The following is a 25,261-nucleotide window of genomic DNA, read 5'->3' on the forward strand; positions in this document are numbered from 1 at the left end:
GAGAGGCAGAGAGCGGGAACCACGATCTTGGGGGAGCACATGCGTATTCGGCGCGCGCTGGCCGCACTGTCCACTTTGGCCGTCGCGGCGGTGCTGACGGCCTGTTCGGCCGGTCAGACCGCCGACGTCCGGCTGGCGGCGGGGACGCCGTCGCCCACTTCGGCCGCCCCGGTCGCACCGTCCACTTCGGACAGCAAGCCGACGGTGGCGCCCGGTGTTCCGTGCACGATCACCGCGAAGGCGTGCGTTTCCCTTTCGGGGAAGCAGGCCTGGCTGCTCGACGAGGGCAAGATCGTCTACGGCCCGGTGAAGATCATGCCCGGCAAGAAGGGCAGCACCACCCCGGTCGGCACGTGGCACGTGCTCGCCAAGGAGAAGCTGCACCTCAGCCGCGAATTCGACAACGCGCCGATGCCGAACTCCGTGTTCTTCTACAACGGCGTCGCGTTCCACCAGGGCAGCCTGGCCAAGTACTCGAACGGCTGCGTGCACCTTTCGGCCGCGGCGTCGCTGAAGTTCTTCTCCGCGCTGGACAAGGGTGACGAGGTCCAGGTCATCCGGTGACCGTCAGGTCCGCCGGCGTGGTCCCGGCCGACGCCAGCGGCAGCCCGAGGGCGACGCGCTCGGTGAGCCACGGGCTCGGCCGGTACCGCGGGTCCCCGGTGGACGCGGCCAGTCCGCGCAGGATCCGCAGCACCACGTCGCCGCCGACGAGGTCGCCCCAGGCCAGCGGGCCGCGGGGGTAGCCGAGGCCGAGCCGGACCGCCGTGTCGATGTCGGCCGGCGTCGCCAGGCGCTGACCCGCGATGAAGCACGCCGTGTTGACGATCGAGGCCAGGAGGCGCTGGGCGATCGGGGCCGGGCCGTCGCGGACGACCGTCACCGGGTGGCCGGTCGCGGCCAGCGCGCCCCACGCCGCGCGGCCCACCACCGGGTCGAGTCCCGGGTGGACGGACATCGTCAGGCGCCGTTCGTAGCCCCCGAGGGGATCGACGCCGGCGACCCGGTCGAGGCGCAGCCCGGCGCGGGTCGCGGCGTCCACCGTGGACTCGCCGTAGAGCGGGACGAGCAGGACCGCGTCGGGGTAGGCGTCCGGCACGACCTGCACGCCGGCCGCCGCGAGCGTGCGCGCGAGGTGCTCGTCCGCCGTGAACACCGGGCTCGTCGGCCTCGGCGGCGCTTCCGGCTCGTCGGCGACCTGCTGCTTCCCGTTGTCGTAGCGGTAAAAGCCTTCGCCGTTCTTGCGGCCGAACAGGCCGGCGGCGACGCGCGGCCGGGTCAGCCACGACGGCCGCAGCCGCGGGTCGCCGTGGAAGCCGCTCCAGATGCTTTCGAGCACCGCGTGCGAGACGTCGAGCCCGGTGAGGTCGAGCAGTTCGAACGGCCCGAGCTTCAGACCGAGCACGTCCCGCGCGACGCGGTCGACGTCGGCGGGCTCCGCGAGCGCCTCCGAGAGGATCTGCAGCGCCTCGGTGTTGAGGCCGCGGCCGGCGTGGTTGACGAGGAAGCCCGGCGCGTCCTTCGCCAGCACCGGCTCGTGGCCCCAGCCGCGGACCAGTTCGAGCGCCTCGGCGGGCAGCCAGTCGTGCGTGCGCGTGCCCGGGACCACCTCGACCAGGCGCATCAGCGGCACCGGGTTGAAGAAGTGCAGGCCGACCAGCCGGCCGGGTTCGGCCAGCTCGGCGGCGATCTCGGTGACCGAGAGCGAGCTGGTGTTCGTCGCGAAGATCGTCTCTTGTGGACAGACCCGCTCGAGGCCGGCGAACAGGGCCCGCTTGGTCGCGAGGTCTTCCCGCACGGCTTCGACGACGAGGTCGACGCCGTCCGCCGGGGCGTCGGGCGCGTCCACGGCCACCAGCCGGTCCTTGACCACCTGCGCGTCCTCGGTCAGCTTGCCCTTCGACGCCAGCTTGTCGACCATCCCGCCGACGTACTCGATCGCTTCGGCGACGGCCTCGCGCCGGACGTCGGCCAGCTCGACGGTCACCCCCGCGGTCGCGGCGAGCTGGACGATCCCGCGGCCCATCACCCCGGTCCCGATCACCCGGATCCTGCCGACCTTCCCGGCCCACCCCGTCACTTCGCGCCCGCCTTCCGCTGTCGGTCTCTCTCGCGCGTGACGGTACCGCCTAGAGGCCCACGAACTCCGCCATCCGCATCGCCGAGTGGGCGAAGAACGCGTCGGCCGGGTCGACGCTGCCGACGTACTGGCCGAACAGGTCGAAGTTGATCGCGCCGAACAGCTGGGTCCACGCCATGATCAGCCGGGCCACGGTCTCGGGCCCGGCGACGATCCCGAGGACCTTCGTGAGCGTCTCGGCCTGGGCACGCAGCTCGGGTGCGACGTCGCCGTCGACCGCGCGCAGTTCGGTGTGCGTGAGCACCTTGACCAGGGCGAGCGCGACGCGCCCGGCCGGCGCGACGGTGTCCTGCGGCGCCGAGTACCCGGGGATCGGCGAGCCGTAGATCAGCGCGTACTCGTGCGGGTGCGCGCGGGCCCACTCGCGCGTCGCCTGCCAGATCGCGAGCCACCGGTCGCGGGGCTTGCCTTCGCCGGGGTCGGCGTTCTCGGCCGCCTCGCCGATCGCGTTGTAGGCGTCGACGATCAGATCGGTCAGCAGCCGGTCCCGGCTCGGGAAGTACCGGTACAGCGCGGACGACACCATGCCCAGCTCCCGCGCCACCGCGCGCAGCGAGAGCCCGTGCGCGCCGACCTCGGCGAGCTGGCGGCGGGCCTCGTCCTTGATCTCCTGGGTCAGTTCGGCGCGGGCTCGTTCGCGCGCGGTCCGGGTCGCGGTCATGCGGATCAGTGTGCCATGACGAGAGCGCTGCACAAAACCGAGAGCACTGCTCTTGACAGCGGCGCTCTCAAGGGTGTTCACTGCTCTTAACCGAGAGCACTGCTCTCCCAGAACTTCGGAGGACACCATGACCGCCGCCCGCTACATCGAGCCGAAGAAGTCCACCAACGCGTTCAACGAGGCCGTCGCGAAGCTGACCCGGATGGGCTTCAGCGTGTGGGGCAGCCGGGTGCTGACCGTCGTCGGCCGCAAGAGCGGCGAGCCGCGGTCGGTGCCGGTGAACCTGCTGACCGTCGACGGCGTGCGCTACCTCGTCGCCCCGCGCGGCGAGACGCAGTGGGTGCGCAACCTGCGGGCCGCCGGCCAGGGCACGCTGCGCGTCGGGCGCCGCGTCGAGGAGTTCACCTTCCGCGAGCTCGTCGACGACGAGAAGCCGGGCATCCTCCGCGCGTACCTCAAGCGCTGGAAGTTCGAGGTCGGCGTGTTCTTCGACGGCGTCGACGCGAAGGCGTCCGACGAGAAGCTGCGCGAGATCGCGCCGGGCTACCCGATCTTCGAGATCTTCACGAAGTAGCGGGGTGGGTCCTCACGGCGTGGGTTTGCGCCGCGTCAGGTTCGCCGCGACCAGCACGACCCCGACCAGGAACGCGACCAGCCCGATCAGGAACCACAGCTTCTGGCCCGTCATGAAGCTGCCGGTGATGACCCCGATGCCCTGCAGCACCCACACGGCGCCGACCAGCACGAGCACGACCCCGACCGCGAACGTGATCCACCGCCTCATCGGCCCAGTCTAGGCAGGGTGCTCGTCCGGGACGAGTTTGTGCTTGTAGGCGTAGACGACGGCGTGCACGCGATCGGGCAGCCCGAGCTTGCTCAGCACGCGGGACACGTGCGTCTTGACCGTCTCCTCGCCGACGTGCAGCTGCCGCGCGATCTCCGCGTTGCTGCACGCGTTGGCGATCAGCAGCAGGACTTCGCGTTCGCGGGAGGTGAGCCGGGCCAGCTCGGGTGGCTCGGTGGCCGCGGGTTCGAGCACCGCCGCGAACTTCGCCACGAGCCGCCGGGTGACCGACGGGTCGATCAGCGCGTCCCCGCGCGCGGCCACCCGCATCGCCGCGACGAGTTCCTCCGGCGCCAGGCTCTTCAGCAGGAACCCGCTCGCCCCGGCCCGCAGCGCGCGGTAGACGTACTCGTCGGCGTCGTAGGTCGTGAGCACGAGGACGCGGGTGTCGTTGCCCGGCGCGGCGAGGATCGCCTCGGTCGCGGCGAGGCCGTCGAGGCGGGGCATGCGGACGTCGAGGACCGCGACGTCCGGGCGGAGGCGGGCCGTCTCGGCGACGGCTTCGCGGCCGTCGGAAGCCTCGCCGACGCAGGTGAAGTCGGGCTGGGTGTCGAGGAGCGCGCGCATCCCGGAGCGGAACATCGCGTGGTCGTCGGCCAGCAGGACGCGGATCATGTGCTCTCCACCGGGAAGGTCGTGCGCAGCTGCCAGTGCTCGCCGTTCTCGCCGTAGGAGACCTGGCCGCCGAACAGGGTGACGCGCTGGCGGATCCCCGTCAGGCCGCGGTGCGCGTGCTCGTTCTCTTCGGCACGGCCGGCGCGGAGCCCGTTCGTCACCGTGAGGACGACTTCGGTGCGGCCGTGGTTCAGCTCCACCTCGACCGGGCCTTCGCCGTGGCGCAGCGCGTTGGTCAGGGCTTCCTGCGCGATCCGGTAGAGGGCGACGTCGAGCGAGCCGGGCAGCTCGCGGGGTTCGCCGCGCAGGGCGAGGCGGGTCGGCAGGCCGGCCGCGCGGACGGTCTCGACCAGCTCGTCGAGGTTGTCGAGACCGGGCTGTTCGGCGTTGGTCTCCGCGTGCAGGAGGTCGAGCAGGCGCCGCAGGTCGGCCATCGCCGAGCGGCTCGCGGACTCGACCGCGCCGAGCGACTTCCGCACCGGCTCGGCGCCGTCGGGCAGGCCGAGCCGCGCGGCGCCGGCGTGCACGCCGATGGCGCTGACGTGGTGGGAGATGACGTCGTGGAGGTCGCGCGCGATGGTCGTCCGCTCCTCGAGGACGGCCCGGCGGACGGCCTCTTCCTCGTGCTGGCGGCGTTCGTCGGCTTCGCGTTCGAGGTCGGCGATGTAGGCGCGGCGCGCGGTCGTGTACCGGCCGACCAGCCACGGCAGGAGCGCGCTGACGCCGACGTTGATCGCGATCAGCCGCCAGTCCGAGCCGCCCTTGCCGATCTCGAGGCAGCCCGCCGTCACCCCGGCGAGCAGCGCGAACAGGGCGAGCGCCGACGGCTTCGGCCGCAACCACGCGCCCGCCCGGTAGCCGGCGATGAGGATGCCGGCGTTGTCCCCGATCTCGGCGCCGGAGACGTGCCCCAGCAGCAGCGGCCCGCCGGCGAAGAGGACGGCGTGCGCGAGAGCCACCCAGCCGGAGTACCGCGCGGGCCCGGCGAGGGCGGCGTTGACGGCGATCCCGGCGAGCAGCACCACCCAGGCCCGCCACCCGGCCTCGCCGAGCGGCCCCCGAAGGGCGAAAAGCGCCCCGTCGCAGACGACGCAGACCAGCGCGACCAGCAACGACTGGCGCCGCAGGGACCCGCTGATGTCGTACACACCCGCAACTCTGCCGCAAGAAGGCAGGGGGTGGGCGGGAACGCCCCGATGCGGCGGGAGGGGTACGCCGGCACCGGGACGCTCCCTGGAAGGAGGGTCGACGGATGAAGGGGCTTGCTCTCACCCCCGGAACGTGCGTCAGTTCGTCGGGCGGGCCGAGTAGTCGCCGCCGCGGCGCTGGCCTGGCTGGCGCTGGCCCTGCAGGGCCTGGCCCAGCGACGTCGCCGTTGCGGTCTGGCCTTCGACCTTGGCCACCACCGTCACGTTCGTGTCGCCCTGCTTGACGTCGCCCGTCTTCTGGGTCGAACTGTCCAGGGTGTACGTCTGCTTGTAGCCGTCCTTGCTGGTCAGCGTCACCGATGTCGCGCTCAGCTCGGTGACGTCGCCCGTCTGGAGGCGCTCCGTCGTGTAGCCGCCGCTGCCGTTCGACACCACGAAGTCGCCGTGCAGGGCTTCTCGCAGTGCTGCCATACCGCCGCCGAAGCCGCCGCCCGGCATGCCCTGGCCGTTGAACCGGCCGTTGGGGCCGCCGCCCGGGCCGCCGAAGCCGCCCGGGCCCTGCTGGGCGCTGTTGTCCGCGCTGCTCGTGCCCGCCCAGATCGCCGCGCCGCCGCCGGCCGCGATCACCACCGCGATGCCCGCCGCGATGGCCGTCTTCTTGCCGGACCAGCCCTTCTTGGGCGGGGCGGCCGCGGGGTCGCCCCAGTTCGCCGCGGCCGGGGCCGGCTCGCCCCAGGCGGGGGTGTTCGCGGCGGGTGCCGGCTCGCCCTGGGGCGGCGTGTTCGGCGTCGGCTCGGTCGTCATCGTGTCCTCCGGTAGGGCCAGACTGGTCCTGCCCAGATTCGTCGCCGACGCTGTGTGCGAGCTGTGCGAAGCGTCAGCGGGTGCTGTGCCTCGAAAGATCGAACCTTCACAGGAAACGCACAGTCACCGCACAGCGACTACTGAAGACCCGCCGAGAAGATGGCACCATGACCGCTATGAACGCCACGTCACCCGGCCCCGGCAAGGCCGACCTGCGCCGCGCCGACGGGAGCGCGGTGCGGGTCCTCGTCGTCGACGACGAGGCGACGCTGGCCGAGCTCGTCTCGATGGCCCTGCGCATGGAGGGCTGGGAGGTGCGCAGCGCGGGCGACGGCACGGAGGCCGTCCGGATCGCGCGCGACTTCCGGCCCGACGCCGTCGTCCTCGACGTCATGCTCCCCGACTTCAGCGGTCTCGAGGTCCTGCGCCGCATGCGCGCCGAGGCGCCGAACCTGCCGGTGCTGTTCCTGACGGCGAAGGACGCGGTCGAGGACCGCATCGCCGGGCTCACCGCGGGCGGCGACGACTACGTCACCAAGCCCTTCAGCCTCGAAGAGGTCGCCCTGCGGCTGCGCGCGCTGCTGCGCCGGGCCGGCGGCGTGACCGGTGCGAGCGGGTCGACGCTCGTCGTCGGCGACCTCACCCTCGACGAGGACAGCCGCGAAGTGCACCGCGGCGGCGATCTGGTGCCGCTGACCGCGACCGAGTTCGAGCTGCTGCGCTACCTCATGCGCAACCCGAAGCGGGTGCTGTCGAAGGCCCAGATCCTGGACCGCGTGTGGAGCTACGACTTCGGCGGTCAGGCCAACATCGTCGAGCTCTACATCTCCTACCTCCGCAAGAAGATCGACGCCGACCGCGAGCCGATGATCCACACCATGCGGGGCGCCGGGTATGTCCTCAAGCCCGCCGGCTGAGCCGGGCCCGGTCCGGACGCGGCGGCCGTGGTCGCTGCGGCGGCGGCTGATCGTCCAGCTCGCCGCGCTGCTCGCCCTGGTGTGCCTGGTCGTCGGCGTGGTCACGGAGTTCGCGCTCAGCGAGTTCCTCGTCGGCCAGCAGGACAAGCGGCTCGCCGCGGCGAGCGACCGCGCGTCGCACAGCGGCGAACGGCCGCCGCCCTGGACCTACGGCGAAGCCCCGCCGCCGGATCCGCTGCGCGTGCTCGGCCAGGGCGAAGGCACCCTCGCCGTCGTCCAAACCGGCTCGGAGGCGAAGGCGGGCGTCCTCGACTCCAGCGTGGGCGGGCCGTCGAAGCGGAGGTCGCCCGTCAAGACCGTGGAGCCGAGCCAGGTCCTGGCCCTGCTGGCGCTCCCGTCGGACGGGAAGCAGCGCACCATCGACCTCGGCGGCAGCCTCGGCGACTACCGCGTCGTGTCGACGACGTCGCGCAGCGGCGAGAAGACCGTCATCGGCCTGCCGCTCAAGGACGTCAACGAGACGCTGTGGCGGCTGGGGTTCATCCTCGGCGGCGTCGCGCTCGCCGGGATCCTGGTGGCGGGCGCGGTCGGCGCGGCCACGATCCGCCGCACGATGAAGCCGCTCGACCGGCTGGCCGCGACCGCGACCCGCGTCTCGGAACTGCCGCTCGACCGCGGCGAGGTCGCGCTGTCCGAACGCGTCCCCGAGGCCGACACCGACTCGAACACCGAGGTCGGCAAGGTCGGCTCGGCGCTCAACCGGATGCTGCAGCACATCGCGAACGCCTTGAACGCGCGGCACGCGAGCGAGAAGCGCGTCCGCCAGTTCGTCGCGGACGCGAGCCACGAGCTGCGCACGCCGCTGGCGGCGATCCGCGGCTACGCCGAGCTGACCCGGCGCAGCGGCGAGCAGGTGCCGCCGGACGTCGCGTTCGCGATGAGCCGGGTCGAGTCCGAGTCGCGCCGGATGACGACGCTGGTCGAGGACCTGCTGCTGCTCGCGCGGCTGGACTCCGGCCGTCCGGTGGTGCACGAGTGGGTGGACCTGTGCCGGCTGGTGGCCGACGCGGTCGCGGACGCGCACGTCGCGGGCCCGGACCACAAGTGGCTGATGGACGTCCCCGGCGAGCCGATCGGCGTCCTCGGCGACGCGGGCCAGCTGCACCAGGTCGTGATCAACGTCCTGGCCAACGCGCGCACGCACACCCCGGCGGGCACCACGGTCACGACCAGTTTGTCCACTTCGGACGGAGTCGTCCGGCTCCGCGTGGCCGACGACGGCCCCGGCATCCCGCCGGACGTCCTCCCGGACATCTTCGAGCGCTTCGCCCGTGGCGACAACTCCCGTTCGCGGGCGGCGGGCAGCACCGGGCTCGGGCTGGCGATCGTGGCCGCGGTGGTCGGCGCGCACGGCGGCCGGGTCGGTGTGCAGAGCCGGCCGGGGCGCACGGAGTTCGAGGTCACCTTCCCGGAGGCCGCGGGCTGATCACCCGATCAGGCCGGATGCACAGCCGGCGCACAGCTTCGGCACAAGTTCACCACATGCGGCGCCGACACGGTGAGGATCATGACGACCACGCTGTCGGCGCCCGAACACGCCCAGCCCGCACCCGCGCCCGCCCGGAAACCGCGGTGGATCAGGCCTTCCGTCGCCGCGCTGCTCGCCGGCACCGGCCTGCTCTACCTGTGGGACCTGGCGAAGACGGGCTGGGCCAACGACTTCTACGCGATGGCCGCCCAGGCCGGCACGTGGAGCTGGAAGGCGCTGTTCTTCGGCTCGCTCGACCCGGGCAACGTCGTCACCGTGGACAAACCGCCGTTCTCCCTGTGGATCATGGGACTCTCCGGACGGATCTTCGGCTTCTCGAGCTGGAGCCTGCTCGTGCCGAACGCGCTCGCCGGTGTCGCGTCGGTGGGCCTGCTGTACCTCGCCGTGCGCCGGCTTTCGGGGCCCGGCGCCGGCTTGCTCGCCGGGGCCGCCCTCGCGCTGACACCGGTCGCCGCGCTCATGTTCCGCTACGACAACCCCGACGCCTTCCTGGTGCTGCTGCTCGTCGCCGGCGGGTACTGCGTCGTGCGGGCGCTCGAGCACGCGAGCACGAAGTGGCTGCTGCTCGCCGGCGTCGCGGTCGGGTTCGGCTTCCTCGACAAGATGCTGCAGGCCTTCCTCGTCCTGCCCGCCTTCGTGCTGGCGTACGCCGTCGCCGCGCCGACGTCGCTCGGGCGCCGGATCGGGCAGCTGTTCGCCGCGGCCGGCGCGGTGCTCGTGGCCGCGGGCTGGTGGATCGTGATCGTCGCGCTGTGGCCGGTCGCCGACCGGCCCTACATCAGCGGGTCGACCGACAACACCGTGCTGGAGCTGGCTTTCGGCTACAACGGCCTCGGCCGCATCTTCGGTGAAAGCCGCGGCGGCGGGACGTTCGGCCCGCCGTCCGGAGGCGGCGGCCGCGGCTTCGGTGGCTTCGGCGGCCAGACCGGCCTGACGCGGCTGTTCGGCGGCGAGTTCGGCGGGGAAGCGTCGTGGCTGCTGCCCGCCGCGGTCGTCGGCCTGGTCGCCGGCCTGTGGTTCACGCGCCGGGCACCGCGCACCGACCGGACGCGCGCGGCACTGCTGCTCTGGGGCGGCTGGCTGGTCGTCACGGTGCTCGTGTTCAGCTACATGAGCGGCATCATCCACCCGTACTACACGGTCGCGCTGGCGCCCGGGATCGCCGGCACGCTGGGGATTTCCGCGCGCGAGCTCTGGCGCGGCCGGGCGAACTTCGCGGCCCGCGCGGTGCTGGCGGTGATGCTCGCGGTGACCGCCGTCTGGGGGTTCGTGCTCCTCGCGCGGACGCCGGAATGGCAGCCGTGGATCCGCTACGCGCTGCTCGTGCTCAGTGCGGTGGCCGTCCTCGCGCTGCTCTTCGGCGCCGACCGCGTGCGGCGGCTCGGCCCGGTCGTGGCCGTGCTCGGCCTGTGCGGCGCGCTGCTCGGGACGACGTCGTTCACGCTCGTCACGGCGGCGACCGCGCATTCGGGCGGGACGCCGTCATCCGGCCCGGCCGGCGCCAGCGGCCGCGGGTTCGGCCGCGGTCCCGGCGGCTTCGGCAAGGGGCAGACCGACGCGGCGGTGATCGGCCTGCTGAAGAACACGACGACGAAGTGGGCTGCCGCGCAGAGCGGCGCGATGCAGTCGGCCGGGCTGGCCCTGTCGAGCGGGCGGCCGGTGCTCGCGATCGGCGGCTTCAGCGGCAGCGACCCGGCGCCGACGCTCGCGCAGTTCGAGCAGTACGTCGCGGCGGGCGATGTCCACTACTTCGTCGCCGGCGGGCGTGGTGGCTTCGGCGGCGGCCGCGGGACCTCGGGGGAGATCCAGGCCTGGGTCGAACAGAACTTCACGCCGCAGACGGTCGGCGGGACGACGATTTACGACCTCACAAAATCTGTCAATTGATCGAAATTCGCCCGATTGTTTCAAGCGTGTTAACAGTCGCGGAATCATTCGGCGCGCGACGGCCGGGCGCGGTACCCGCGGGGGTGCACACCTGTTCGAATCCATCCCGCTGACCGGCGCATTCCGAACGATTGTTCGGCCGGCGCGCGTGGCCCTCGGTGATGATCGCGGGCCGATGTAACGACGAGGAGCTACGGCCCGTGCACCTGCACGCGCTCGGCGCTCTCGCCGTGACCTGATCTTGGCCGGGCGGCCGACAGAAACACGGCCGTACTTGATCTTCGGGGTCGTCGATGTTGCTGGTTGACACGGTTGTTGGTCACTCGTTCGGATGCATTGGCCGGGCGTTGTGGGGATCTTGTGCTACTCGCTAGGCTCTCCGCCGGGAGAGGGACAAGGGGTGGCTGACCCGGTGCGCTGAGTGCTGGGTTCCTGGGGTGCTCCCGGTCCGCGTTCTCTGCCATGACCCGATCAGGTGCGGCTGGAAGAGAGCAGCGATGACCGTGCGCGTTGGCGCTGCTCGACCCGACCCGCCTCCTCGTGGTCACCAATCGTAGTTCCGGGCACCGCAATTCCCCCTTTGGTACGGCACCACTCCACTTCCCCCGCAACCTGGAGTTCGTTGTGATTTCCCGTTCCCGCCCCCGTCTGCTGACGGTGCTCCTGACTCTGCTGACCCTCGCCGGCGTCACCGCGCTTTCCGGGTGCAGCGACAGCGACGCCTCCGGCACGGGCGGCAAGATCACCCTCGGGTTCAGCGCCTGGCCGGGCTGGTTCCCCTGGCAGGTGGCGCAGGAACAGGGGCTGTTCGCGAAGAACGGCGTGAACGTCGACCTGAAGTGGTTCGACAACTACACCGACAGCATCAACGCGCTCGCCAGCGGAGCCATCGACGCCAACAGCCAGACCCTCAACGACACGCTCTCGTCGGCCTCGGGCGGCGCCAAGCTGTCGATCGTGCTGGTGAACGACAACTCCACCGGCAACGACAAGATCATCGCGCGGGACGGCATCACCAGCATCGCCGACCTCAAGGGCAAGAAGGTCGCCGTCGAGCAGGGCGCCGTCGACCACTACCTGCTGCTGCTGGCGCTGCAGGAGGCGAAGCTGACCGAAAAGGACATCCAGCTGGTCAACCTCCCGACCGACGCCGCGGCCGCCGCGTTCAAGAGCGGCCAGGTCGACGCGGTCGCCGCGTTCGCGCCGTTCACCTCGACGGCGCTGGAGCGCCAGGGTAGCCGCGCGATCTCCTCGTCGGCCGAGTTCCCCGGCGCCATCCCGGACCACCTCGTGACGTCGCAGAAGCTGGTCAAGGACCGCCCGAAGGACGTCCAGGCACTGGTCAACAGCTGGTACGAAACGCTGACCTGGATCAAGAACAACAAGGACGCGGCCATCAAGATCATGGCCAAGCGCGGTGGCGTCTCCGAGGCGGACTACAAGACCTACGACGCGGGCACCACGATCTTCACGCGCCAGCAGAACCTCGACGCGTTCACCCCGGGTGTCACCCCGCAGCACCTCGACTTCCAGGCGAACAAGATCATCGACTTCATCACCAGCACCGGCCTGGCCCAGCAGCGGCCGTCGCTGGACGGGCTGTTCGACGACCAGTTCGTGAAGGCCGTGCCACAGTGACGGGTCCGACCCAGCGCACCACCACGCCGGGCACGGCGGACGAACGGCTGGCCGGGGAACTGGAGGCCGAGCAGCGGCTCGCGGACGCGCAGGCGTCCGGCCGGGGGCGCCCGGCCTGGGCGCCGCTGCCGCGGCGGGCGGGGCTCAAGCCGGCCACGTCACCGCTGTTCTCCTTGCGCAAGCCGATTTCCGCGTCGGCCCGCTGGACGCTGGCGGTGCTGTCGTTCGTGATCCCGCTCCTCGCCTGGATCGCGCTGAGCGTCAGCGGCGCCGTCGACTCGACGTACCTGCCGTCCCCGGCCGCGGTCCTCAAGGCCGGGGTGGACATGGCGAGCACCGGCGAGCTCTTCGCCGACCTCTGGGCGACGACCGAGCGGGTGCTCGAAGGCTTCGGCCTCGCGGTGCTGATCTCGGTCCCGCTCGGCATCCTGATGGGCGGTTTCGCCGCCGGGCAGGCGTTCTTCGAGCCGCTGATCGGGTTGCTGCGCTACCTGCCGGCGAGCGCGTTCATCCCGTTGCTGCTGATCTGGCTGGGGCTGGGCGAGCCGTCCAAGGTCGCCCTGCTGTTCATCGGCACCGTTTTCTTCAACACGCTGATGACCGCCGACGTCGTCCGCGGGGTGCCGAGCTCGCTCCTCGACGTCTCCTACACGCTCGGCGCGCGTCGCGGCGAGGTGCTGCGCAAGGTCGTCGTGCCGCACGCCCTGCCGGGCATGATCGACGCGATCCGGGTCAACGCCGCCGCGGCGTGGAACCTCGTGGTCGTCGCGGAGCTGATCAACTCGGCGGCGGGCCTCGGCTACCGGATCAACCGCGCCCAGCGGTTCCTGCAGACGGACAAGATCTTCGCGGTGCTCGTGCTCATCGGGATCGCCGGGGTCGTCATCGATGTCCTGCTGCGCCTGCTGCGCACGCGGGTCGGGAAGTGGGCGGCATGACGCTGGAACTGCGGAACGTCGCGAAGGACTACACCGTCCGCGGAGAGGTGACGCGCGCGCTCGACGGCGTCGACCTCGAAGTGCTGCGCGGCGAGTTCGTCTGCGTCGTCGGCGCGAGCGGCTCGGGCAAGTCGACGCTGCTTTCGCTGGTGGCCGGCCTCGACCAGCCGACCGAGGGCGAGATCGTGCTCGACGGCGTCCCGGTGACCGGCCCCGGGCCGGACCGCGGGCTCGTCTTCCAGGCGGGCGCGCTGTACCCGTGGCGCAGTGTCGAGAAGAACGTCGCGTTCGGGCTCGAGCTGCTCTCGCTCGACGCGGCCGAGCGCGCCAAGCGTGTCGACTGGTACCTCGCCGAAACCGGGCTCGACACCGTGCGCAAGTCGCTGCCGAAACAGCTTTCCGGCGGCCAGAAGCAGCGCGTCGCGATCGCGCGGGCGCTCGCCTGCGAACCGGACGTGCTGCTGCTCGACGAACCCTTCGGCGCCCTGGACGTCCAGACCAAAGAGGACATGCAGGTGCTCATCCGCCAGGTGTGGGCCGACACCGGCACCACGGTGCTGATGGTCACCCACGACGTCGAGGAAGCGGTGTTCCTGGGCGGCCGGGTCGTGGTGCTCGCCTCCGACCCGGGCCGGATCGCCGCCGACGTCGAGGTGACGCTGCCGGCCGAGCGGGACCTGGCGGTGAAGCGCGAGCCGGCGTTCCTCGCGCTGCGCGCCCGGATCGAGGACCTCGTCCGGGAGCAGCACCGCGGCCACGTCAGCCGGGTCGCCGCGGTCGAGTGAGAACGGAAGACGGGAAGGTGTGGGGATGAGGCACGGCAGGGCGCGCGCGGAACGGGTCGCCGGCGGGGGTCTTCTCGCCCGGCTCGGCATTCGTGGCAAGCTGAACCTGCTGCTCCTGCCCCCGCTGGTCGCGGTGGTGCTGGTGTCGGTGCCGTTCGTGCTGACCCAGGCGAGCAGCGCGGTGGCCGCGTCGCAGTCGGCGACGGTGGCGCGCCACGCGCAGCAGCTCGGCGGGCTCGTCTGGCAGCTGCAGCGCGAGCGGCTGCTGACCGGGGCCTTCGTCGCGACGCCGTCGATGTCGGCCGACCAGGTGCTGCAGCAGCAGAAGACGGTGGACGCGGCGGTCGAGAGCGTGCGCTCGTCACTCGGGTCCGACGCGCCGGACGAGCTGTCCGCGGCCCTGACCCGGATCGGCTCGCTGAACGAGCTGCGGCAGAACGCGCTGCGCCGCGGCGTCGCGCTCGACAGCGTCGCGCGCACCTACCACGCGCTGATCGGCGCGGTGATCGATTCGCTGCGGCTCGTTCCCCAGCTCACCAGCGACGCCGAAGGCACCAGGGAGCTGACCGCGCTGGAGGCGCTGCTGCGCGCGAACGAGGAGAACTCGTTGCGCGGCATGGCGTTGATCGTGACGGCGGTGGCGCCCGAAGCCGGCCGGCCCATCCTGGACGACGCGACCCAGCAGGCGCCGATCTTCACCGACCGGTTCGTGCAGCAGGCCGACGACGAGTCCGACAGCGAGCAGGCCGCCCTGGTCGTCAACGTCGAGCAGAGCGACGCCGGCCGCCGGATCGAGGACCTCGCCGCGCAGGTCGCCAACCCGCGGGACGCGGCCGCCACCACGCAGTACGTCACCGACGTGCTCACCGCGGCGGAAAGCCAAGCGGGCCAGCGCAAGCTGGTGCAGGAACGGGTCACCGGCGAGATCGCCGACGCGGCGACCGGCCGCGCCGACGCCGGCACCCGGCTGGCGTGGCTGGTCGGCCTCGGCGCGGGCGTGCTGTTCCTGCTGGTCGCCTTCCTGGCGGTCGCGGTGTCCCGCTCGATCGCCCAGCCGCTGCGGCGGCTGACCACCGCGGCGACGTCGGTCGCCGACCTCGCCGGCACCGAGCTCGTCCGCGTGACCGACACCGAAGAGGCCGAGGCGCAGGTCCCGCGGCTGGCCACCATCGACGTCGTCTCCGGCGACGAGCTGGGCAAGCTGGCCGCGGCGTTCAACCGGGTCCAGACGACCGCGGCCGAGCTGGTCGAGCGGCAGGCGCTCACCCGGCGCAACACCAGTCTGATGTTCGCGAACGTCGCGAAGCGCACGCAGAACCTCGTCGGCCGCCAGCTCGCCCTGATCGACGAGGTCGAGCGCAACGAGCAGGACACCCGGCTGCTGGCCAGCCTCTACCGGCTCGACCACCTGTCCACCCGCCTGCGCCGCAACGCCGACAACCTGCTCGTCGTCTCCGGCACCCGCGACGAAACCCGGATCGCCGGCCCGATCGAGCTGTCCACCGCCCTGCGGTCCGCGCTCGCCGAGATCGAGGACTACCAGCGCGTCAAGCTCGGCGTCGTCGGGGAGATCCTGCTTTCGTCGGCCCTCGGCGCGGACCTGGTGCTCGTGTTCGCCGAACTGCTGGAGAACGCGACGTCGTTCTCGCCGCCGGGGTCGCTGGTCGAGGTGGACACGATGTTCCTCGCCGACGGTTCGTGCCTGGTCAGCATCGTCGACCACGGCATCGGCATGACCGCCGAGAAGATCGCCGAGGAGAACCAGCGGCTCGTCGAACGCGAACGGCTGGAGCTGGCACCGACCAGCGTGCTCGGCCTGTTCGTGGTCGGCCGCCTGGCGCGGCGGCACGACCTGGGCGTCGAACTGCTGGCGACGCCGACGACCGGCGGCGTGACCGCGCGGCTGACCATCCCGCCGTCGCTGTTCAGCCACCGCTCGGGGCTGCGCGCGAAGGCCGAGCCGGCCCCGGTGATCCCGGTGCAGGCCACGGCGTCCGCGCCGCCGACCGCGCGGCCCGCGGAGGCCGCCGCCGTGGCCGCGTCGGTGTCCACTTTGGACGATCTGCGGCCCGTCGAGCTGCCCGCGCCGGCGATCCCGGCGCTGCTCGGGCCCGGCACCGGGTTCCGCTGGTTCAACCAGCTGGAGCCGGTGTGGCCGGACGCCGAGCCGGACGTCAAGGTCGCCGAAGAGCCGGAAAGCCGTGGCGGCCTGAAGCGGCGCGTCCGGGGCGCCCAGCTGCCCAGCCCCGGCACTTCGGCGCCGGTGACGGCCGACCTCAAGCCGCGGCACGACCCCGAGGCGACCAAGTCCGCGATGGACGGCTTCCAGAGCGCCTTCGCGAAGGCCGCCGAAGTCACCGCGATGACGGCCGAGCCGCCGCTTTCCCGTGAAAGTGCCGTGCGCGTCCCGGCCACGCCCTCGGCCGGGATCCCGGCCGCTCCGCAGTCCCGGGACGGCCTGGTCCGCCGCGTCCCCGGAGCCCAGCTCGCCCCCGGCCTGCGCCAGCAGGTCGCCTCGGGCAGGCCGGTCGCCCGAGCCGTCGTGAACCGCACCAAGCGGGACCCGGCGGCCGAGCGAGCGGCGTTCGACGCGTTCGCCGCCGGCCTCGCCAAGGCGGACGTGGTGACGGCAGACAGCCCGCCGCAAGGCGTGGTCGCCGGTCGTGTGACGGAACGAGCAGAAGAGAGCAGGAAATGAGCATCCCCGCAGCCGGTGTCAGCGTCGAAGCCCAGAACTTCAACTGGCTGGTGAGCCGCTTCGCGCAGCACACCGCGGGCGCGATCGCCGCCATCGCGGTTTCGGCCGACGGACTCCTGATCGCGGTGTCGTCGGAGCTCGAGCGGTCCAACGCCGACCGCCTCGCCGCGATCTCCTCCGCCATGCTCGGCCTCGCCCACGGCGTCTCCGAAAGCCACCCGCTCGGCTCGCCGGACAAGGTGATCATCGAGCTGGAGCACGGCTACCTGCTGGTCTGCACCATCAGCATCGGCTGCTCGCTCGGCGTCCTGGCCAACAAGCAGGCCAGCCTCGGCACGATCGCCTACGAGATGGCGATGTTCGCCAACCGCGCCACCGAAGTCCTCACGCCCGGCCTGATCGAGGAACTGAAGAACACCGTGGGTTCGTGATGAGCGAGGAGCCGGACACCTCGCTGCTGCGGCCGTACCTGATGACCTCGGGACGCGCCCAGCCGGTGGACCAGAGCCTCGAGATCGAGGCCCAGGTCATGACGTCCCGCCTCGGGGCCGCGTCGCATCCGAAGCTCACCTTCGAACGGCAGGAAATCGTCTCCCTCTGCCGCAGCACCATGTCCGTCGCCGAGGTGGCCGCCATGCTCGGCCTGCACATCGGCGTCGCGCGCGTGCTGGTGGCCGACCTCGCGGAGCTGGGCTACGTCGTCGTCCGGCGGCCGGGGAACCACAACTCGCACGACCTCGGCATGATCGAAAGGGTCATTCGTGGACTCGAAGCCATTCACTGAACCGGGCGCCCGCCCGCCGGCTCCGGTCAAGATCGTCATCGCGGGCGGCTTCGGCGTCGGCAAGACGACGGCGGTGTCGTCCATCTCGGAGATCAAGCCGCTGACCACGGAAGCGGCGATCACGTCGGTGGCGGCGTCGGTCGACCGCACGGGCCACGTCCCGGCCAAGACCACGACGACGGTCGCGCTCGACTTCGGCTGCATCACGATCGACGAAGAGGTGAAGCTGTACCTGTTCGGCACGCCGGGCCAGGACCGCTTCGGCTTCATGTGGCAGGACCTGGTCCACGGCGCCCTGGGCGCGCTGGTGATCGTGGACACCCGCCGCATGGACGACTGCTACCCGGCGGTCGACTACTTCGAGAACGCGGGCCTGCCGTTCGTCGTGGCGGTCAACATGTTCGACGGCTCCCTGGGGCACGACCTGGACGACGTCCGCTGGGCGCTGGCGGTGAGCGAGGACGTCCCGCTGATCACGTTCGACGCGCGGCAGAAGCTGTCGGTGCGGGACGCGCTGCTCGCGGTCCTGCACAACACGTTCCGCAAGGCGCGTGCCCAGGCGGGCGCGGGCACCTGACGGCCCGCTGGGCCACCGAAAGTTCTCGGCGGCTACACTGATCCACGGACCCCGCGCGGCGTCCACCCTGTGAACCTCCCCAGGGCCGGAAGGCAGCAAGGATAAGCAGGCTCTGACGGGTGCGCGGGGTCCCCTTCTTTTCGGCTCCGGCTCTCGGGGCTTCGCCCCTTCGCCGGGCCTTCGATTCGTCCTTTTGCCCGGGGGCCGAGCCCCCGGAGCCCCCACGGTGCCGTTGGTGCGGCTTGGGGGGCTGCCGTGGCCGTCGGGTGGCTTGGGGGCCGCGTGGCGGTCAGAAAACGCCCAGGATGTCCTCTGGGGGCTGTGGCGGTGGTGGGCGGTCCTCGTCCGTGATCGGGGTTGCCCGGCCTGCCAGTTTTCGCAGCTCCGCGCCCTCGATGCACCTCGACGGGAACGCCGCCGATGCCGCCTTCTGCGCCAGCTGCGCCGTCGGGAGGTCGGTTGCCGAGGCCGCGAACACCAGGTTGCCGAAGCGGCGGCCCTTCAGCACCGCCGGGTCCGCCAGCAGCAGGACCCGCGGGAACACCTCGCGCAGCGTCGCCAGGTAGCGGCGGGCGAACGGGAGACCCGAGCCGTCCGTGATGTTGGCCAGGCAGATGCCGGGCGGGCGCAGGATCCGGGCGATCGCGCGCGTCGCCTCCAGGGTGGCCAGGCCGCCCGCCAGGGTCGCTCGCTCGAACGCGTCCACCACCAGCAGGTCGGCCGAGTTCTCGCGTCTGGTGGCCAGGCCCTCGCGGCCGTCGGTCACCCGGACGCGGACGCCCGGGATCCGCAGGCCCAGCTGGCTGCGGACCAGCTCCACCAGCTCGCCGTCGGCGTCGAACACCAGCTGCCGCGAGCCGGGCCGCGTCGCCGCCACGTAGCGCGGGAGCGTGCACGCCGCGCCGCCGATGTGCAGGGCGTCCAGCGGGCCCGGGGGCAGCTGGTCCACGACGTCGGCGAAGCGGCGGACGTAGTCGAACTCCAGGCTCGCCGGGTCGTCCAGGTCGACGTGGGACTGGGCCACCCCGTCCACCGACAGCAGCCACGCGTTGGGGCGGTCCGCGTCGCGGAGGAGCTCGGCCGTGCCGAACCGGACCGGGTACCGGCCGGGTTTTCGCGTGCGGCTCACGAAATTCGAGCATATCGGAAACATTCCGACCAGCCGGTCGATAAGGGAGCGGAACGATCGACGATCGAGGGGGTTCCCTTGCGTGCAAGCGCAGTAATGATCGCGGCCGCGCTGGCTGCCGGCGTCTTCGCGACGCCCGCCGCCGCGGACGTCCTGCCCGACCGGGCGCAGGCGGTGGGGTACCTGGAGACCGGGGGGCCGGGGGTGGCCAGAGCCGCCGAAGCGGCGTTGCTCGGCACTCCGGCCGACCTGGCCGCCTTCCTGGCCACCGGGCGGCAGCAGGCCAAGGACGACGACGACCGGGTCCTGGTCACCCAGGCCCTGTCCACCGGGGGACCGGTCACCAAGCGGGCCGCCCAGCAGGCGCTCGGCGGCACCATCGAAGACGTCCGCGCCTTCCTGGCCACCGGCCTCGCCCAGGCCCGGGTCGCGGACGACCGGATCGCCGTCGGCCAGGCCATGAGCACCGGCGGGCCGACCGTCAACGCGCGCGCCCAGAAGGCCCTCGACGGCACGCCCGCCGACGTCCGGGCCTTCTTGGAGACCGGGCTGCAGCAGGCGCGTGACACCGATGACCGGATCACGGCCGACCAGGCCATGGCCGCGGGCGGCCCCGAGGTGCGGGCCGCCGCGCAGACCGCGCTCGACGGCACCCCGGACGACGTCCGGTACTTCCTCTCGCTCTGGCGGCAGGTCGCCGCGAACGGCGACACCGAGCTCGCCGGGGTGCAGGCCCAGGTCGACTTCGGCAAGGCCGCCGCGGCCAAGCACAGCGCCCTCGGCGTGCAGCTCGCCCGCAGCCGCGCCGCCACGATCGCCTCCGACGCGCGCCAGGCGAACAAGGACCGGCTGGCCGCCCAGCGGGCCAAGGGCCAGGAGGACGGCCGGGCCGCCGCGGGTGCCGAGGCCACCGCGCAGCAGGAGGCCCGCGACGCCGCGGCCCGCGCCGCGCAGGCCAAGACCGACAACGACAAGCTGCTCGCCGACGCGGCCGACCCGGCGCTGACCGTGCCGAACGGCCGCCGCGCGGCCGTCTACCTGCTGCGCACCGGCGGCGCCGCGGTCAAGAACGCGGCACGTGCCGCGCTGAGCGGGTCCGACGACGACGTCGTCACCTTCGTGCACAGCGGGCTCCCCGCCGCGCAGGAGACCGACGACCGCGCCGCCGTCCAGGCGATCGCGGACGACCCGCAGGCCCGTCCGGGCCTGCGGCAGGCCGCGCGCGACGCGCTCGCCGGGCCGTACTCGGGGGTCGCCGAGCTGCTGCGCACGCGGGACTACCCGGGCCGCGACACCGACGACCGCGTCGAGGTCGACCGGATCATGGCGGCCGGCGGCCCGTCGACGAAGGCGGCGGCCCAGAAGGCGCTCGACGGCACCGTCGCCGACATCCGCGCGTTCCTGGCCACCGGCCAGTACGTCTCGCACCTGATCGACCTGGACGTCTACGTGACCCGGACGCTGTCCGACGGCCCCGAGGTCGAGGCCGTCGCGCAGGGCGTGCTCGACGGCCCGCGGGCGGGTCTGCAGCCGTACCTGGACAACGCGCTGCCCCGGGCGCGGGCGCGTGACGCCTTCACCGCGGAGCACGTCGCCAAGGTGAACGCGCTGCTCGCCCAGCTGCCCTGACCGCACGGCGAAGGTTGTCGTAGGTGCCCGGTACCCTCGCGGGGTGGCTCTCGCCTTGTACCGCAAGTACCGTCCGGCAACCTTCGCCGAGGTCGTCGGGCAGGAGCATGTGACCGATCCCCTCCGCACGGCGCTGTCCGCCGGGCGGATCAACCACGCCTACCTGTTCTCGGGTCCGCGGGGCTGCGGCAAGACGTCCAGCGCGCGCATCATGGCGCGCTCGCTGAACTGCGCCAAGGGCCCGACGCCGGACCCGTGCGGTGAGTGCAACTCGTGCAAGGCACTCGCGCCCGAAGGCCCGGGCAGCGTCGACGTCACGGAGCTCGACGCGGCCAGCCACGGTGGTGTCGACGACGCCCGCGAGCTGCGCGACAAGGCGTTCTACGCGCCGGCCGAGTCGCGGTACCGCGTGTTCATCATCGACGAGGCGCACATGGTCACCACGCAGGGCTTCAACGCCCTGCTGAAGATCGTGGAAGAGCCGCCCGAGCACGTCATCTTCATCTTCGCGACCACCGAGCCGGACAAGGTGCTCACCACCATCCGCTCGCGCACGCACCACTACCCGTTCCGGCTGATCCCGCCGAGCTCGATGCGCGAGCTGCTGGAGCGCAACGTCGCGGCGGAGGGCGTGCAGGTCGAGCCGGCGGTGTACCCGCTGGTCATCCGCGCGGGCGGTGGCTCGGCGCGGGACACGCAGTCGGTGCTCGACCAGCTGCTCGCCGGCGCGGGCCCGGACGGCGTCTCCTACGGGCGCGCGGTGGCGCTGCTCGGCGTCACGGACGTCGCGCTGATCGACGACATGGTGGACGCGCTCTCGACCGAAGACGCGGCCACGGTGTTTTCGACGGTGGAAAAGCTCGCGGAGGCCGGGCACGACCCGCGCCGTTTCGCGACGGACCTGCTCGACCGGTTGCGCGACCTGGTGCTGCTGCGGGCGGTGCCGGACTCCGCGGGCGGCCTGGTGTCCGCGCCGGAGGAGGAGCTGTCGCGCATGGTGGCGCAGGCCGAGCGGATCGGCCTGGCCACGCTCTCGCGGTACGCGGACATCGTCCACAATGGACTCCTGGAGATGCGCGGCGCGACGTCTCCGCGGCTCGTGCTCGAGCTGTTGTGCGCGCGGATGCTGCTGCCGTCGGTGACCGAGGCGGAGAAGGCACTGCTGGCCCGCATCGAGCGGCTGGAGCGCCGCGCGACGGTGGTCGCCGGCGGAGGCGCGCCCGCCGAGGGCGGCGTCGAGCCCCCGGTGCGTGCCGCGCCGGAGCGGGAGTTTTCCCGGCCGTCCCAGCGTGCGGCCTCGGCCGGCCCGGCCCCGGTGGCGGCCGAGCCCACCCACACCCAGGGCGATGGCCAGGGAACTGCTGCGGCTCAGCCTGCTGATGGTGGCCACGGTGCTGCGGACCAGGCCGCGGGCGCCTCGGCACCTGCCCGGCCAGCGAGCACCGGACAGGGAGCCTTCGCACCGGCGGACGATGGCCGGGAAACCACGCCTGCCGCTTCGAGCGCTCCGGCAACCCAGTCCGCGGAGGGCGGCTGGAGCAGCCCGCGCACGCCGGGTGGCAGTGCGCCCGCGGCTCCGGCGGTGGCCGCCGCTTCCGCGGAAGGGGGCCCGCGCACGCCGGGTAGCGGTGCGCGTGCGGAGGGTGCCTGGGGTACTCCACGCACGCCGGGTGGCGGTGCACCCGCGGCTCCGGCGGCTGCCGCCGCTCCCGCGGAAAGTGGCTGGGGAGCCGCACGCACCCCCGCCCCTGCGGCTGAAGCAACTCCCGCCGCGACCGGTGAGTTCGATGCCGCCGCGATCCGGAACGTCTGGCCGCAGCTGATGACCGCCCTGCGGAAGTTCACCGGTGGCCGCAGCCTCGAGGCGATGCTCACCCAGGCGACGGTCGCGACCGTCGAGGGCAACGCCGTCACCCTGACCCACAAGTCCGAGCCCCTCGCCCGCCGCCTGTCCGACCAGGACAACGCCCAGAAGATCGCCGGCGCCCTGGCCGACGTCCTGGGTGGCGACTGGCGGGTCCGCTGCGTCCACGGCAACGCCCCGGCCCCCGCGGCCCGTCAGCAGGCCGCCGCGCCCGCGCCGGAGCGGTCGTTCACGCGGCAGTCGGCGGCCCCGGCCGCGGCGTCCCCCGAACCGGCGGCGCCCGCCCGGCCCGCGGCCCCGCCCGCACCGGCGCGCCCGAAGGTCACGACGGCCGAGCCGGACATCCCGCTGCCCCCGGAGCCCTCCGACGAGGACGACGAGGACCTCTACAACGAGGACGCCAGCCCGGCCCCGCCGCCGCCCCCACCGCCGCCGGACCAGGACCCGGACGAGCTGGCCCGCAAGCTCATCTCGGACCACCTCGGCGCCCGCCCCCTGGACTGACGGTCGGCTCGGCGGCGGTCGCCCGCACGATCACCGGCGCCGCCCAGCGGGTACGTCACGCCAGGTAGGCCTCGATCGCCGCCGCGATGGCCGACGCGTACTGCTGGCGTCCTTCCTCGCTGGTCATCCGGGCCGCTTCGGCCGCGTTGCGCATGTTGCCGCACTCGACCAGCACCGCGGGGCGGGTCGAGAGGTTCAGGCCGCCGAGGTCCGTGCGGGCCGAGAGGCCGTTGCCGCCGATGTAGTTCGACGTGCTGAAGCCGCTCGTGCGCAGGGTGTCCCGCACGACCTGCGCCAGCCGCGTCGACGGCTCGCCCTGCGCCGCGTTCAGCGGCGGGGACGAGTACGCGACGTGGAAGCCGCTCGCGCCCGGCGACGTCGAGCCGTCGGCGTGGATCGAGACGACCGCGTCGGCGTTCGCCTCGTTCCCGATCGCGGCCCGGCGGTCGACGCAGGGCCCGACGCCGGTGTCGTTCTGTCGCGTGTAGACGACGCGGATTCCCTTGCCCGCCAAAGCTTTCCCGACCCGCTGGGCGACGTCCCAGGTGAACGCGTGCTCGGGGTAGCCGGCGTTGGTGGCGGTGCCCGTCGTGTTGCACGGCTTGGTCTGGCCGCGCCCCGCGGGCACCTGCCGGTTGATCTCGGCCGGATGGGCGCCGTTCCCGCCGTTGTGCCCGGGGTCGAGGACGACGACCTTCCCGGACGCGGGCGTCGCCGGGGGCGCGGCGGACGACGACGGTGGCGTCGGGGACGGCGTCACGGTCGACGGCGTGGGCGTGACCGTCCGGGTGGTCACGGGGGCCGGCGCCGGCGCGGCCGGGACGTCGCCGGAGCAGCCGGTGAGCAGCAGGGCACCGGCCAGCAGGAGGGGAGCAATCGCGCGTCGCACGGCGACCACGGTGCCACAGCCCGGCACCCCGCGTGGCGCGACTACCCTGGTGGACGACACAGGCGTGCAGAGAGGACCGAGTGCGATCATGGCCCAACCCGGCGGCGGCTTCGACCTTTCCCAGCTGATGCAGCAGGCGCAGCAGATGCAGCAGAAGCTCGTCGAAGCCCAGGAAGAACTGGCCAACACCGAGGTCACCGGCAGTGCCGGCGGCGGGCTGGTCACCGCGACCGTCTCCGGTGACAGCCAGCTCAAGAGCCTTCAGATCGACCCGAAGGTCGTGGACCCCGACGACGTCGAAACGCTGTCCGACCTGGTCGTGGCCGCGGTGCGCGACGCGTCGGCGAACGCGCAGAAGCTCACCGAGCAGAAGCTCGGCCCGCTGGCCAACGGGCTCGGCGGCGGTGGCGGCATGCCGGACCTCGGCGCCCTCGGTTTCGGCGGCTGACGAACTTGTACGAAGGTGTCGTCCAGGACCTGATCGACGAGCTCGGGCGGCTGCCCGGGGTCGGGCCGAAGAGCGCCCAGCGGATCGCGTTCCACCTGCTGGCCACCGACCCGGCCGACATCGCGCGGCTGCAGGACGTGCTCGGCAAGGTCAAGGAGGGCGTGCAGTTCTGCGAGGTCTGCGGCAACGTCTCCGAGCAGCAGACGTGCCGCATCTGCCGTGACGAGCGCCGCGACCTCACGGTCATCTGCGTGGTCGAGGAGCCGAAGGACGTCCTGGCGGTCGAGCGCACGCGCGAGTTCAAGGGCCGCTACCACGTCCTGGGCGGCGCGCTCGACCCGTTGTCGGGCATCGGCCCGGAGCAGCTGCGGATGCGTGAGCTGCTCAAGCGCATCGGCGAGGCGGACATCCGCGAGATCATCATCGCGACGGACCCGAACACCGAGGGCGAAGCGACGGCGACGTACCTGGTTCGCATGCTGCGCGACTTCCCGGGGCTGAGCGTGACGCGGCTGGCGTCGGGCCTGCCGATGGGCGGTGACCTGGAGTTCGCCGACGAGCTGACGCTGGGCCGCGCGCTCTCGGGCCGCCGGGCGCTCTAGGTGTACTGCCCTGTGAGGTTGGGGACGCGGCTGACCGGTGGGCGGCCTGCGAGCGCGGTGTGTCCGCGGTGGTGATTGTAGATATGCAGCCATCGCGGTAGCGCTGCCCGGCGTTCGGTGTCGGTGCGGTAGGGCTGGGCATAGGCCCATTCCTCCAGCAAGGTGCGGTTGAAGCGTTCGACTTTCCCGTTCGTTTGCGGCCGGTAGGGCC

The 25,261-nt window shown here is 72.5% G+C and carries 25 protein-coding genes and 1 other RNA gene; 17 read left to right on the forward strand and 9 right to left on the reverse strand.

Annotated elements, in window-relative coordinates:
• Positions 1-39: 39 nt before the first annotated feature.
• On the forward strand, positions 40-564 hold the full coding sequence (locus tag ACYVLJ_RS11755) for a L,D-transpeptidase family protein (RefSeq protein ID WP_460438601.1): 525 nt from the start codon (positions 40-42) through the stop codon (positions 562-564).
• On the opposite strand, the gene ACYVLJ_RS11760 is transcribed toward ACYVLJ_RS11755, so the two are convergent.
• Both ACYVLJ_RS11760 and ACYVLJ_RS11765 read right to left on the reverse strand, forming a co-directional pair.
• Entirely contained in the window at positions 554-2,080 is a 1,527-nt protein-coding gene (locus ACYVLJ_RS11760; protein ID WP_460438602.1) for a 3-hydroxyacyl-CoA dehydrogenase, read from the reverse strand. The two genes, ACYVLJ_RS11755 and ACYVLJ_RS11760, sit on opposite strands and share 11 nt — an antisense overlap.
• Positions 2,081-2,129: 49 nt before the next feature.
• A complete protein-coding gene (locus tag ACYVLJ_RS11765) occupies positions 2,130-2,801 on the reverse strand; it encodes a TetR/AcrR family transcriptional regulator (protein ID WP_451969499.1) in 672 nt (223 codons plus the stop codon).
• 127 nt (positions 2,802-2,928) lie between these two features.
• Here ACYVLJ_RS11765 and ACYVLJ_RS11770 point away from each other — a divergent pair, with 127 nt between their 5' ends.
• The gene (locus ACYVLJ_RS11770) at positions 2,929-3,375 is read left to right on the forward strand and encodes a nitroreductase family deazaflavin-dependent oxidoreductase (RefSeq protein WP_451969497.1); all 447 of its coding nucleotides are present in this window, start codon (positions 2,929-2,931) and stop codon (positions 3,373-3,375) included.
• Between the two features lie 12 nt (positions 3,376-3,387).
• On the opposite strand, the gene ACYVLJ_RS11775 is transcribed toward ACYVLJ_RS11770, so the two are convergent.
• The 4 genes from ACYVLJ_RS11775 to ACYVLJ_RS11790 all read right to left on the reverse strand — a co-directional run bounded on the left by ACYVLJ_RS11775 (position 3,388) and on the right by ACYVLJ_RS11790 (position 6,212).
• Positions 3,388-3,585 (reverse strand): hypothetical protein, encoded by a 198-nt coding sequence (locus ACYVLJ_RS11775; RefSeq protein ID WP_451969495.1) that lies wholly within the window; start codon positions 3,583-3,585, stop codon positions 3,388-3,390.
• A 9-nt stretch (positions 3,586-3,594) separates the two neighbouring features.
• Positions 3,595-4,260 carry a response regulator gene (locus ACYVLJ_RS11780; RefSeq protein WP_451969493.1) on the reverse strand — a complete coding sequence of 222 codons (666 nt, stop codon included), beginning with the start codon at positions 4,258-4,260 and terminating at the stop codon, positions 3,595-3,597.
• Positions 4,257-5,408 (reverse strand): sensor histidine kinase, encoded by a 1,152-nt coding sequence (locus ACYVLJ_RS11785; protein ID WP_451969491.1) that lies wholly within the window; start codon positions 5,406-5,408, stop codon positions 4,257-4,259. The genes ACYVLJ_RS11780 and ACYVLJ_RS11785 overlap by 4 nt, the downstream gene beginning before the upstream one ends.
• A 138-nt stretch (positions 5,409-5,546) precedes the next feature.
• Positions 5,547-6,212 carry a hypothetical protein gene (locus ACYVLJ_RS11790; protein ID WP_451969489.1) on the reverse strand — a complete coding sequence of 222 codons (666 nt, stop codon included), beginning with the start codon at positions 6,210-6,212 and terminating at the stop codon, positions 5,547-5,549.
• A gap of 167 nt (positions 6,213-6,379) precedes the next feature.
• Between ACYVLJ_RS11790 and ACYVLJ_RS11795 the strand changes: the two genes are divergently transcribed.
• From ACYVLJ_RS11795 to ffs, 11 genes are all read left to right on the forward strand, one after another.
• Complete coding sequence (locus tag ACYVLJ_RS11795; RefSeq protein WP_451969487.1) at positions 6,380-7,129, forward strand: response regulator transcription factor; 750 nt, start codon at positions 6,380-6,382, stop codon at positions 7,127-7,129.
• Positions 7,107-8,615, forward strand: a complete 1,509-nt coding sequence (locus ACYVLJ_RS11800) for a sensor histidine kinase (protein WP_451969485.1) — start codon at positions 7,107-7,109, stop codon at positions 8,613-8,615. Before ACYVLJ_RS11795 ends, ACYVLJ_RS11800 begins: the two co-directional genes overlap by 23 nt.
• An 81-nt stretch (positions 8,616-8,696) precedes the next feature.
• On the forward strand, positions 8,697-10,565 hold the full coding sequence (locus ACYVLJ_RS11805) for a glycosyltransferase family 39 protein (RefSeq protein WP_460438603.1): 1,869 nt from the start codon (positions 8,697-8,699) through the stop codon (positions 10,563-10,565).
• Positions 10,566-11,189: 624 nt separating this feature from the next.
• A complete protein-coding gene (locus ACYVLJ_RS11810) occupies positions 11,190-12,203 on the forward strand; it encodes an ABC transporter substrate-binding protein (RefSeq protein WP_460438604.1) in 1,014 nt (337 codons plus the stop codon).
• Positions 12,200-13,141: an ABC transporter permease gene (locus tag ACYVLJ_RS11815; protein ID WP_460438605.1), complete on the forward strand. Its 942-nt coding sequence runs from the start codon at positions 12,200-12,202 to the stop codon at positions 13,139-13,141. Before ACYVLJ_RS11810 ends, ACYVLJ_RS11815 begins: the two co-directional genes overlap by 4 nt.
• Positions 13,138-13,926 carry an ABC transporter ATP-binding protein gene (locus ACYVLJ_RS11820; RefSeq protein WP_451969477.1) on the forward strand — a complete coding sequence of 263 codons (789 nt, stop codon included), beginning with the start codon at positions 13,138-13,140 and terminating at the stop codon, positions 13,924-13,926. Before ACYVLJ_RS11815 ends, ACYVLJ_RS11820 begins: the two co-directional genes overlap by 4 nt.
• 25 nt (positions 13,927-13,951) lie before the next feature.
• Positions 13,952-16,624 (forward strand): sensor histidine kinase, encoded by a 2,673-nt coding sequence (locus tag ACYVLJ_RS11825; RefSeq protein ID WP_460438606.1) that lies wholly within the window; start codon positions 13,952-13,954, stop codon positions 16,622-16,624.
• Positions 16,621-17,055 carry a roadblock/LC7 domain-containing protein gene (locus ACYVLJ_RS11830; RefSeq protein ID WP_364378792.1) on the forward strand — a complete coding sequence of 145 codons (435 nt, stop codon included), beginning with the start codon at positions 16,621-16,623 and terminating at the stop codon, positions 17,053-17,055. Before ACYVLJ_RS11825 ends, ACYVLJ_RS11830 begins: the two co-directional genes overlap by 4 nt.
• Positions 17,055-17,408: a DUF742 domain-containing protein gene (locus tag ACYVLJ_RS11835; protein WP_451969894.1), complete on the forward strand. Its 354-nt coding sequence runs from the start codon at positions 17,055-17,057 to the stop codon at positions 17,406-17,408. Before ACYVLJ_RS11830 ends, ACYVLJ_RS11835 begins: the two co-directional genes overlap by 1 nt.
• Positions 17,386-17,985 (forward strand): GTP-binding protein, encoded by a 600-nt coding sequence (locus ACYVLJ_RS11840; RefSeq protein WP_451969473.1) that lies wholly within the window; start codon positions 17,386-17,388, stop codon positions 17,983-17,985. Before ACYVLJ_RS11835 ends, ACYVLJ_RS11840 begins: the two co-directional genes overlap by 23 nt.
• A gap of 43 nt (positions 17,986-18,028) precedes the next feature.
• Positions 18,029-18,123, forward strand: an RNA gene (gene ffs / locus ACYVLJ_RS11845) — signal recognition particle sRNA small type.
• Between the two features lie 151 nt (positions 18,124-18,274).
• Here ffs and ACYVLJ_RS11850 read toward each other — a convergent pair.
• Positions 18,275-19,138, reverse strand: coding sequence for a spermidine synthase (locus tag ACYVLJ_RS11850; RefSeq protein WP_460438607.1), 864 nt, complete (start codon positions 19,136-19,138; stop codon positions 18,275-18,277).
• A 54-nt stretch (positions 19,139-19,192) separates the two neighbouring features.
• On the opposite strand from ACYVLJ_RS11850, the gene ACYVLJ_RS11855 reads away from it, so the two are divergent.
• Positions 19,193-20,743 (forward strand): ALF repeat-containing protein, encoded by a 1,551-nt coding sequence (locus ACYVLJ_RS11855; protein WP_460438608.1) that lies wholly within the window; start codon positions 19,193-19,195, stop codon positions 20,741-20,743.
• Positions 20,744-20,786: 43 nt separating this feature from the next.
• The gene (locus ACYVLJ_RS11860) at positions 20,787-23,111 is read left to right on the forward strand and encodes a DNA polymerase III subunit gamma and tau (protein WP_460438609.1); all 2,325 of its coding nucleotides are present in this window, start codon (positions 20,787-20,789) and stop codon (positions 23,109-23,111) included.
• A gap of 55 nt (positions 23,112-23,166) precedes the next feature.
• Here ACYVLJ_RS11860 and ACYVLJ_RS11865 read toward each other — a convergent pair whose 3' ends face one another.
• Entirely contained in the window at positions 23,167-24,009 is an 843-nt protein-coding gene (locus ACYVLJ_RS11865; RefSeq protein ID WP_451969465.1) for an N-acetylmuramoyl-L-alanine amidase, read from the reverse strand.
• Positions 24,010-24,088: 79 nt separating this feature from the next.
• Here ACYVLJ_RS11865 and ACYVLJ_RS11870 point away from each other — a divergent pair, with 79 nt between their 5' ends.
• Together ACYVLJ_RS11870 and recR are read left to right on the forward strand one after the other, a co-directional pair.
• Complete coding sequence (locus tag ACYVLJ_RS11870; RefSeq protein ID WP_451969463.1) at positions 24,089-24,448, forward strand: YbaB/EbfC family nucleoid-associated protein; 360 nt, start codon at positions 24,089-24,091, stop codon at positions 24,446-24,448.
• A 5-nt stretch (positions 24,449-24,453) separates the two neighbouring features.
• The gene (recR, locus tag ACYVLJ_RS11875; protein ID WP_451969461.1) at positions 24,454-25,050 is read left to right on the forward strand and encodes a recombination mediator RecR; all 597 of its coding nucleotides are present in this window, start codon (positions 24,454-24,456) and stop codon (positions 25,048-25,050) included.
• On the opposite strand, the gene ACYVLJ_RS11880 is transcribed toward recR, so the two are convergent.
• A partial coding sequence (locus tag ACYVLJ_RS11880) for an integrase core domain-containing protein (protein ID WP_460438610.1) occupies positions 25,047-25,261 on the reverse strand: 215 nt, incomplete at its 5' end. The genes recR and ACYVLJ_RS11880 overlap by 4 nt on opposite strands.

The organism is Amycolatopsis stemonae (assembly GCF_054781455.1).

Excerpts from the sequence above, each read along its gene's own strand:
- ACYVLJ_RS11825 (WP_460438606.1), top strand. The coding sequence starts at position 13,952 with ATGAGGCACGGCAGGGCGCGCGCGGAACGGGTCGCCGGCGGGGGTCTT.
- ACYVLJ_RS11870 (WP_451969463.1), top strand. The coding sequence starts at position 24,089 with ATGGCCCAACCCGGCGGCGGCTTCGACCTTTCCCAGCTGATGCAGCAG.
- ACYVLJ_RS11790 (WP_451969489.1), bottom strand. The coding sequence starts at position 6,212 with ATGACGACCGAGCCGACGCCGAACACGCCGCCCCAGGGCGAGCCGGCA.
- ACYVLJ_RS11850 (WP_460438607.1), bottom strand. The coding sequence starts at position 19,138 with ATGTTTCCGATATGCTCGAATTTCGTGAGCCGCACGCGAAAACCCGGC.
- ACYVLJ_RS11765 (WP_451969499.1), bottom strand. The coding sequence starts at position 2,801 with ATGACCGCGACCCGGACCGCGCGCGAACGAGCCCGCGCCGAACTGACC.
- ACYVLJ_RS11820 (WP_451969477.1), top strand. The coding sequence starts at position 13,138 with ATGACGCTGGAACTGCGGAACGTCGCGAAGGACTACACCGTCCGCGGA.
- ACYVLJ_RS11830 (WP_364378792.1), top strand. The coding sequence starts at position 16,621 with ATGAGCATCCCCGCAGCCGGTGTCAGCGTCGAAGCCCAGAACTTCAAC.
- ACYVLJ_RS11780 (WP_451969493.1), bottom strand. The coding sequence starts at position 4,260 with ATGATCCGCGTCCTGCTGGCCGACGACCACGCGATGTTCCGCTCCGGG.
- ACYVLJ_RS11805 (WP_460438603.1), top strand. The coding sequence starts at position 8,697 with ATGACGACCACGCTGTCGGCGCCCGAACACGCCCAGCCCGCACCCGCG.
- ACYVLJ_RS11800 (WP_451969485.1), top strand. The coding sequence starts at position 7,107 with ATGTCCTCAAGCCCGCCGGCTGAGCCGGGCCCGGTCCGGACGCGGCGG.
- ACYVLJ_RS11770 (WP_451969497.1), top strand. The coding sequence starts at position 2,929 with ATGACCGCCGCCCGCTACATCGAGCCGAAGAAGTCCACCAACGCGTTC.
- ACYVLJ_RS11755 (WP_460438601.1), top strand. The coding sequence starts at position 40 with ATGCGTATTCGGCGCGCGCTGGCCGCACTGTCCACTTTGGCCGTCGCG.
- ACYVLJ_RS11835 (WP_451969894.1), top strand. The coding sequence starts at position 17,055 with ATGAGCGAGGAGCCGGACACCTCGCTGCTGCGGCCGTACCTGATGACC.
- ACYVLJ_RS11775 (WP_451969495.1), bottom strand. The coding sequence starts at position 3,585 with ATGAGGCGGTGGATCACGTTCGCGGTCGGGGTCGTGCTCGTGCTGGTC.
- ACYVLJ_RS11795 (WP_451969487.1), top strand. The coding sequence starts at position 6,380 with ATGACCGCTATGAACGCCACGTCACCCGGCCCCGGCAAGGCCGACCTG.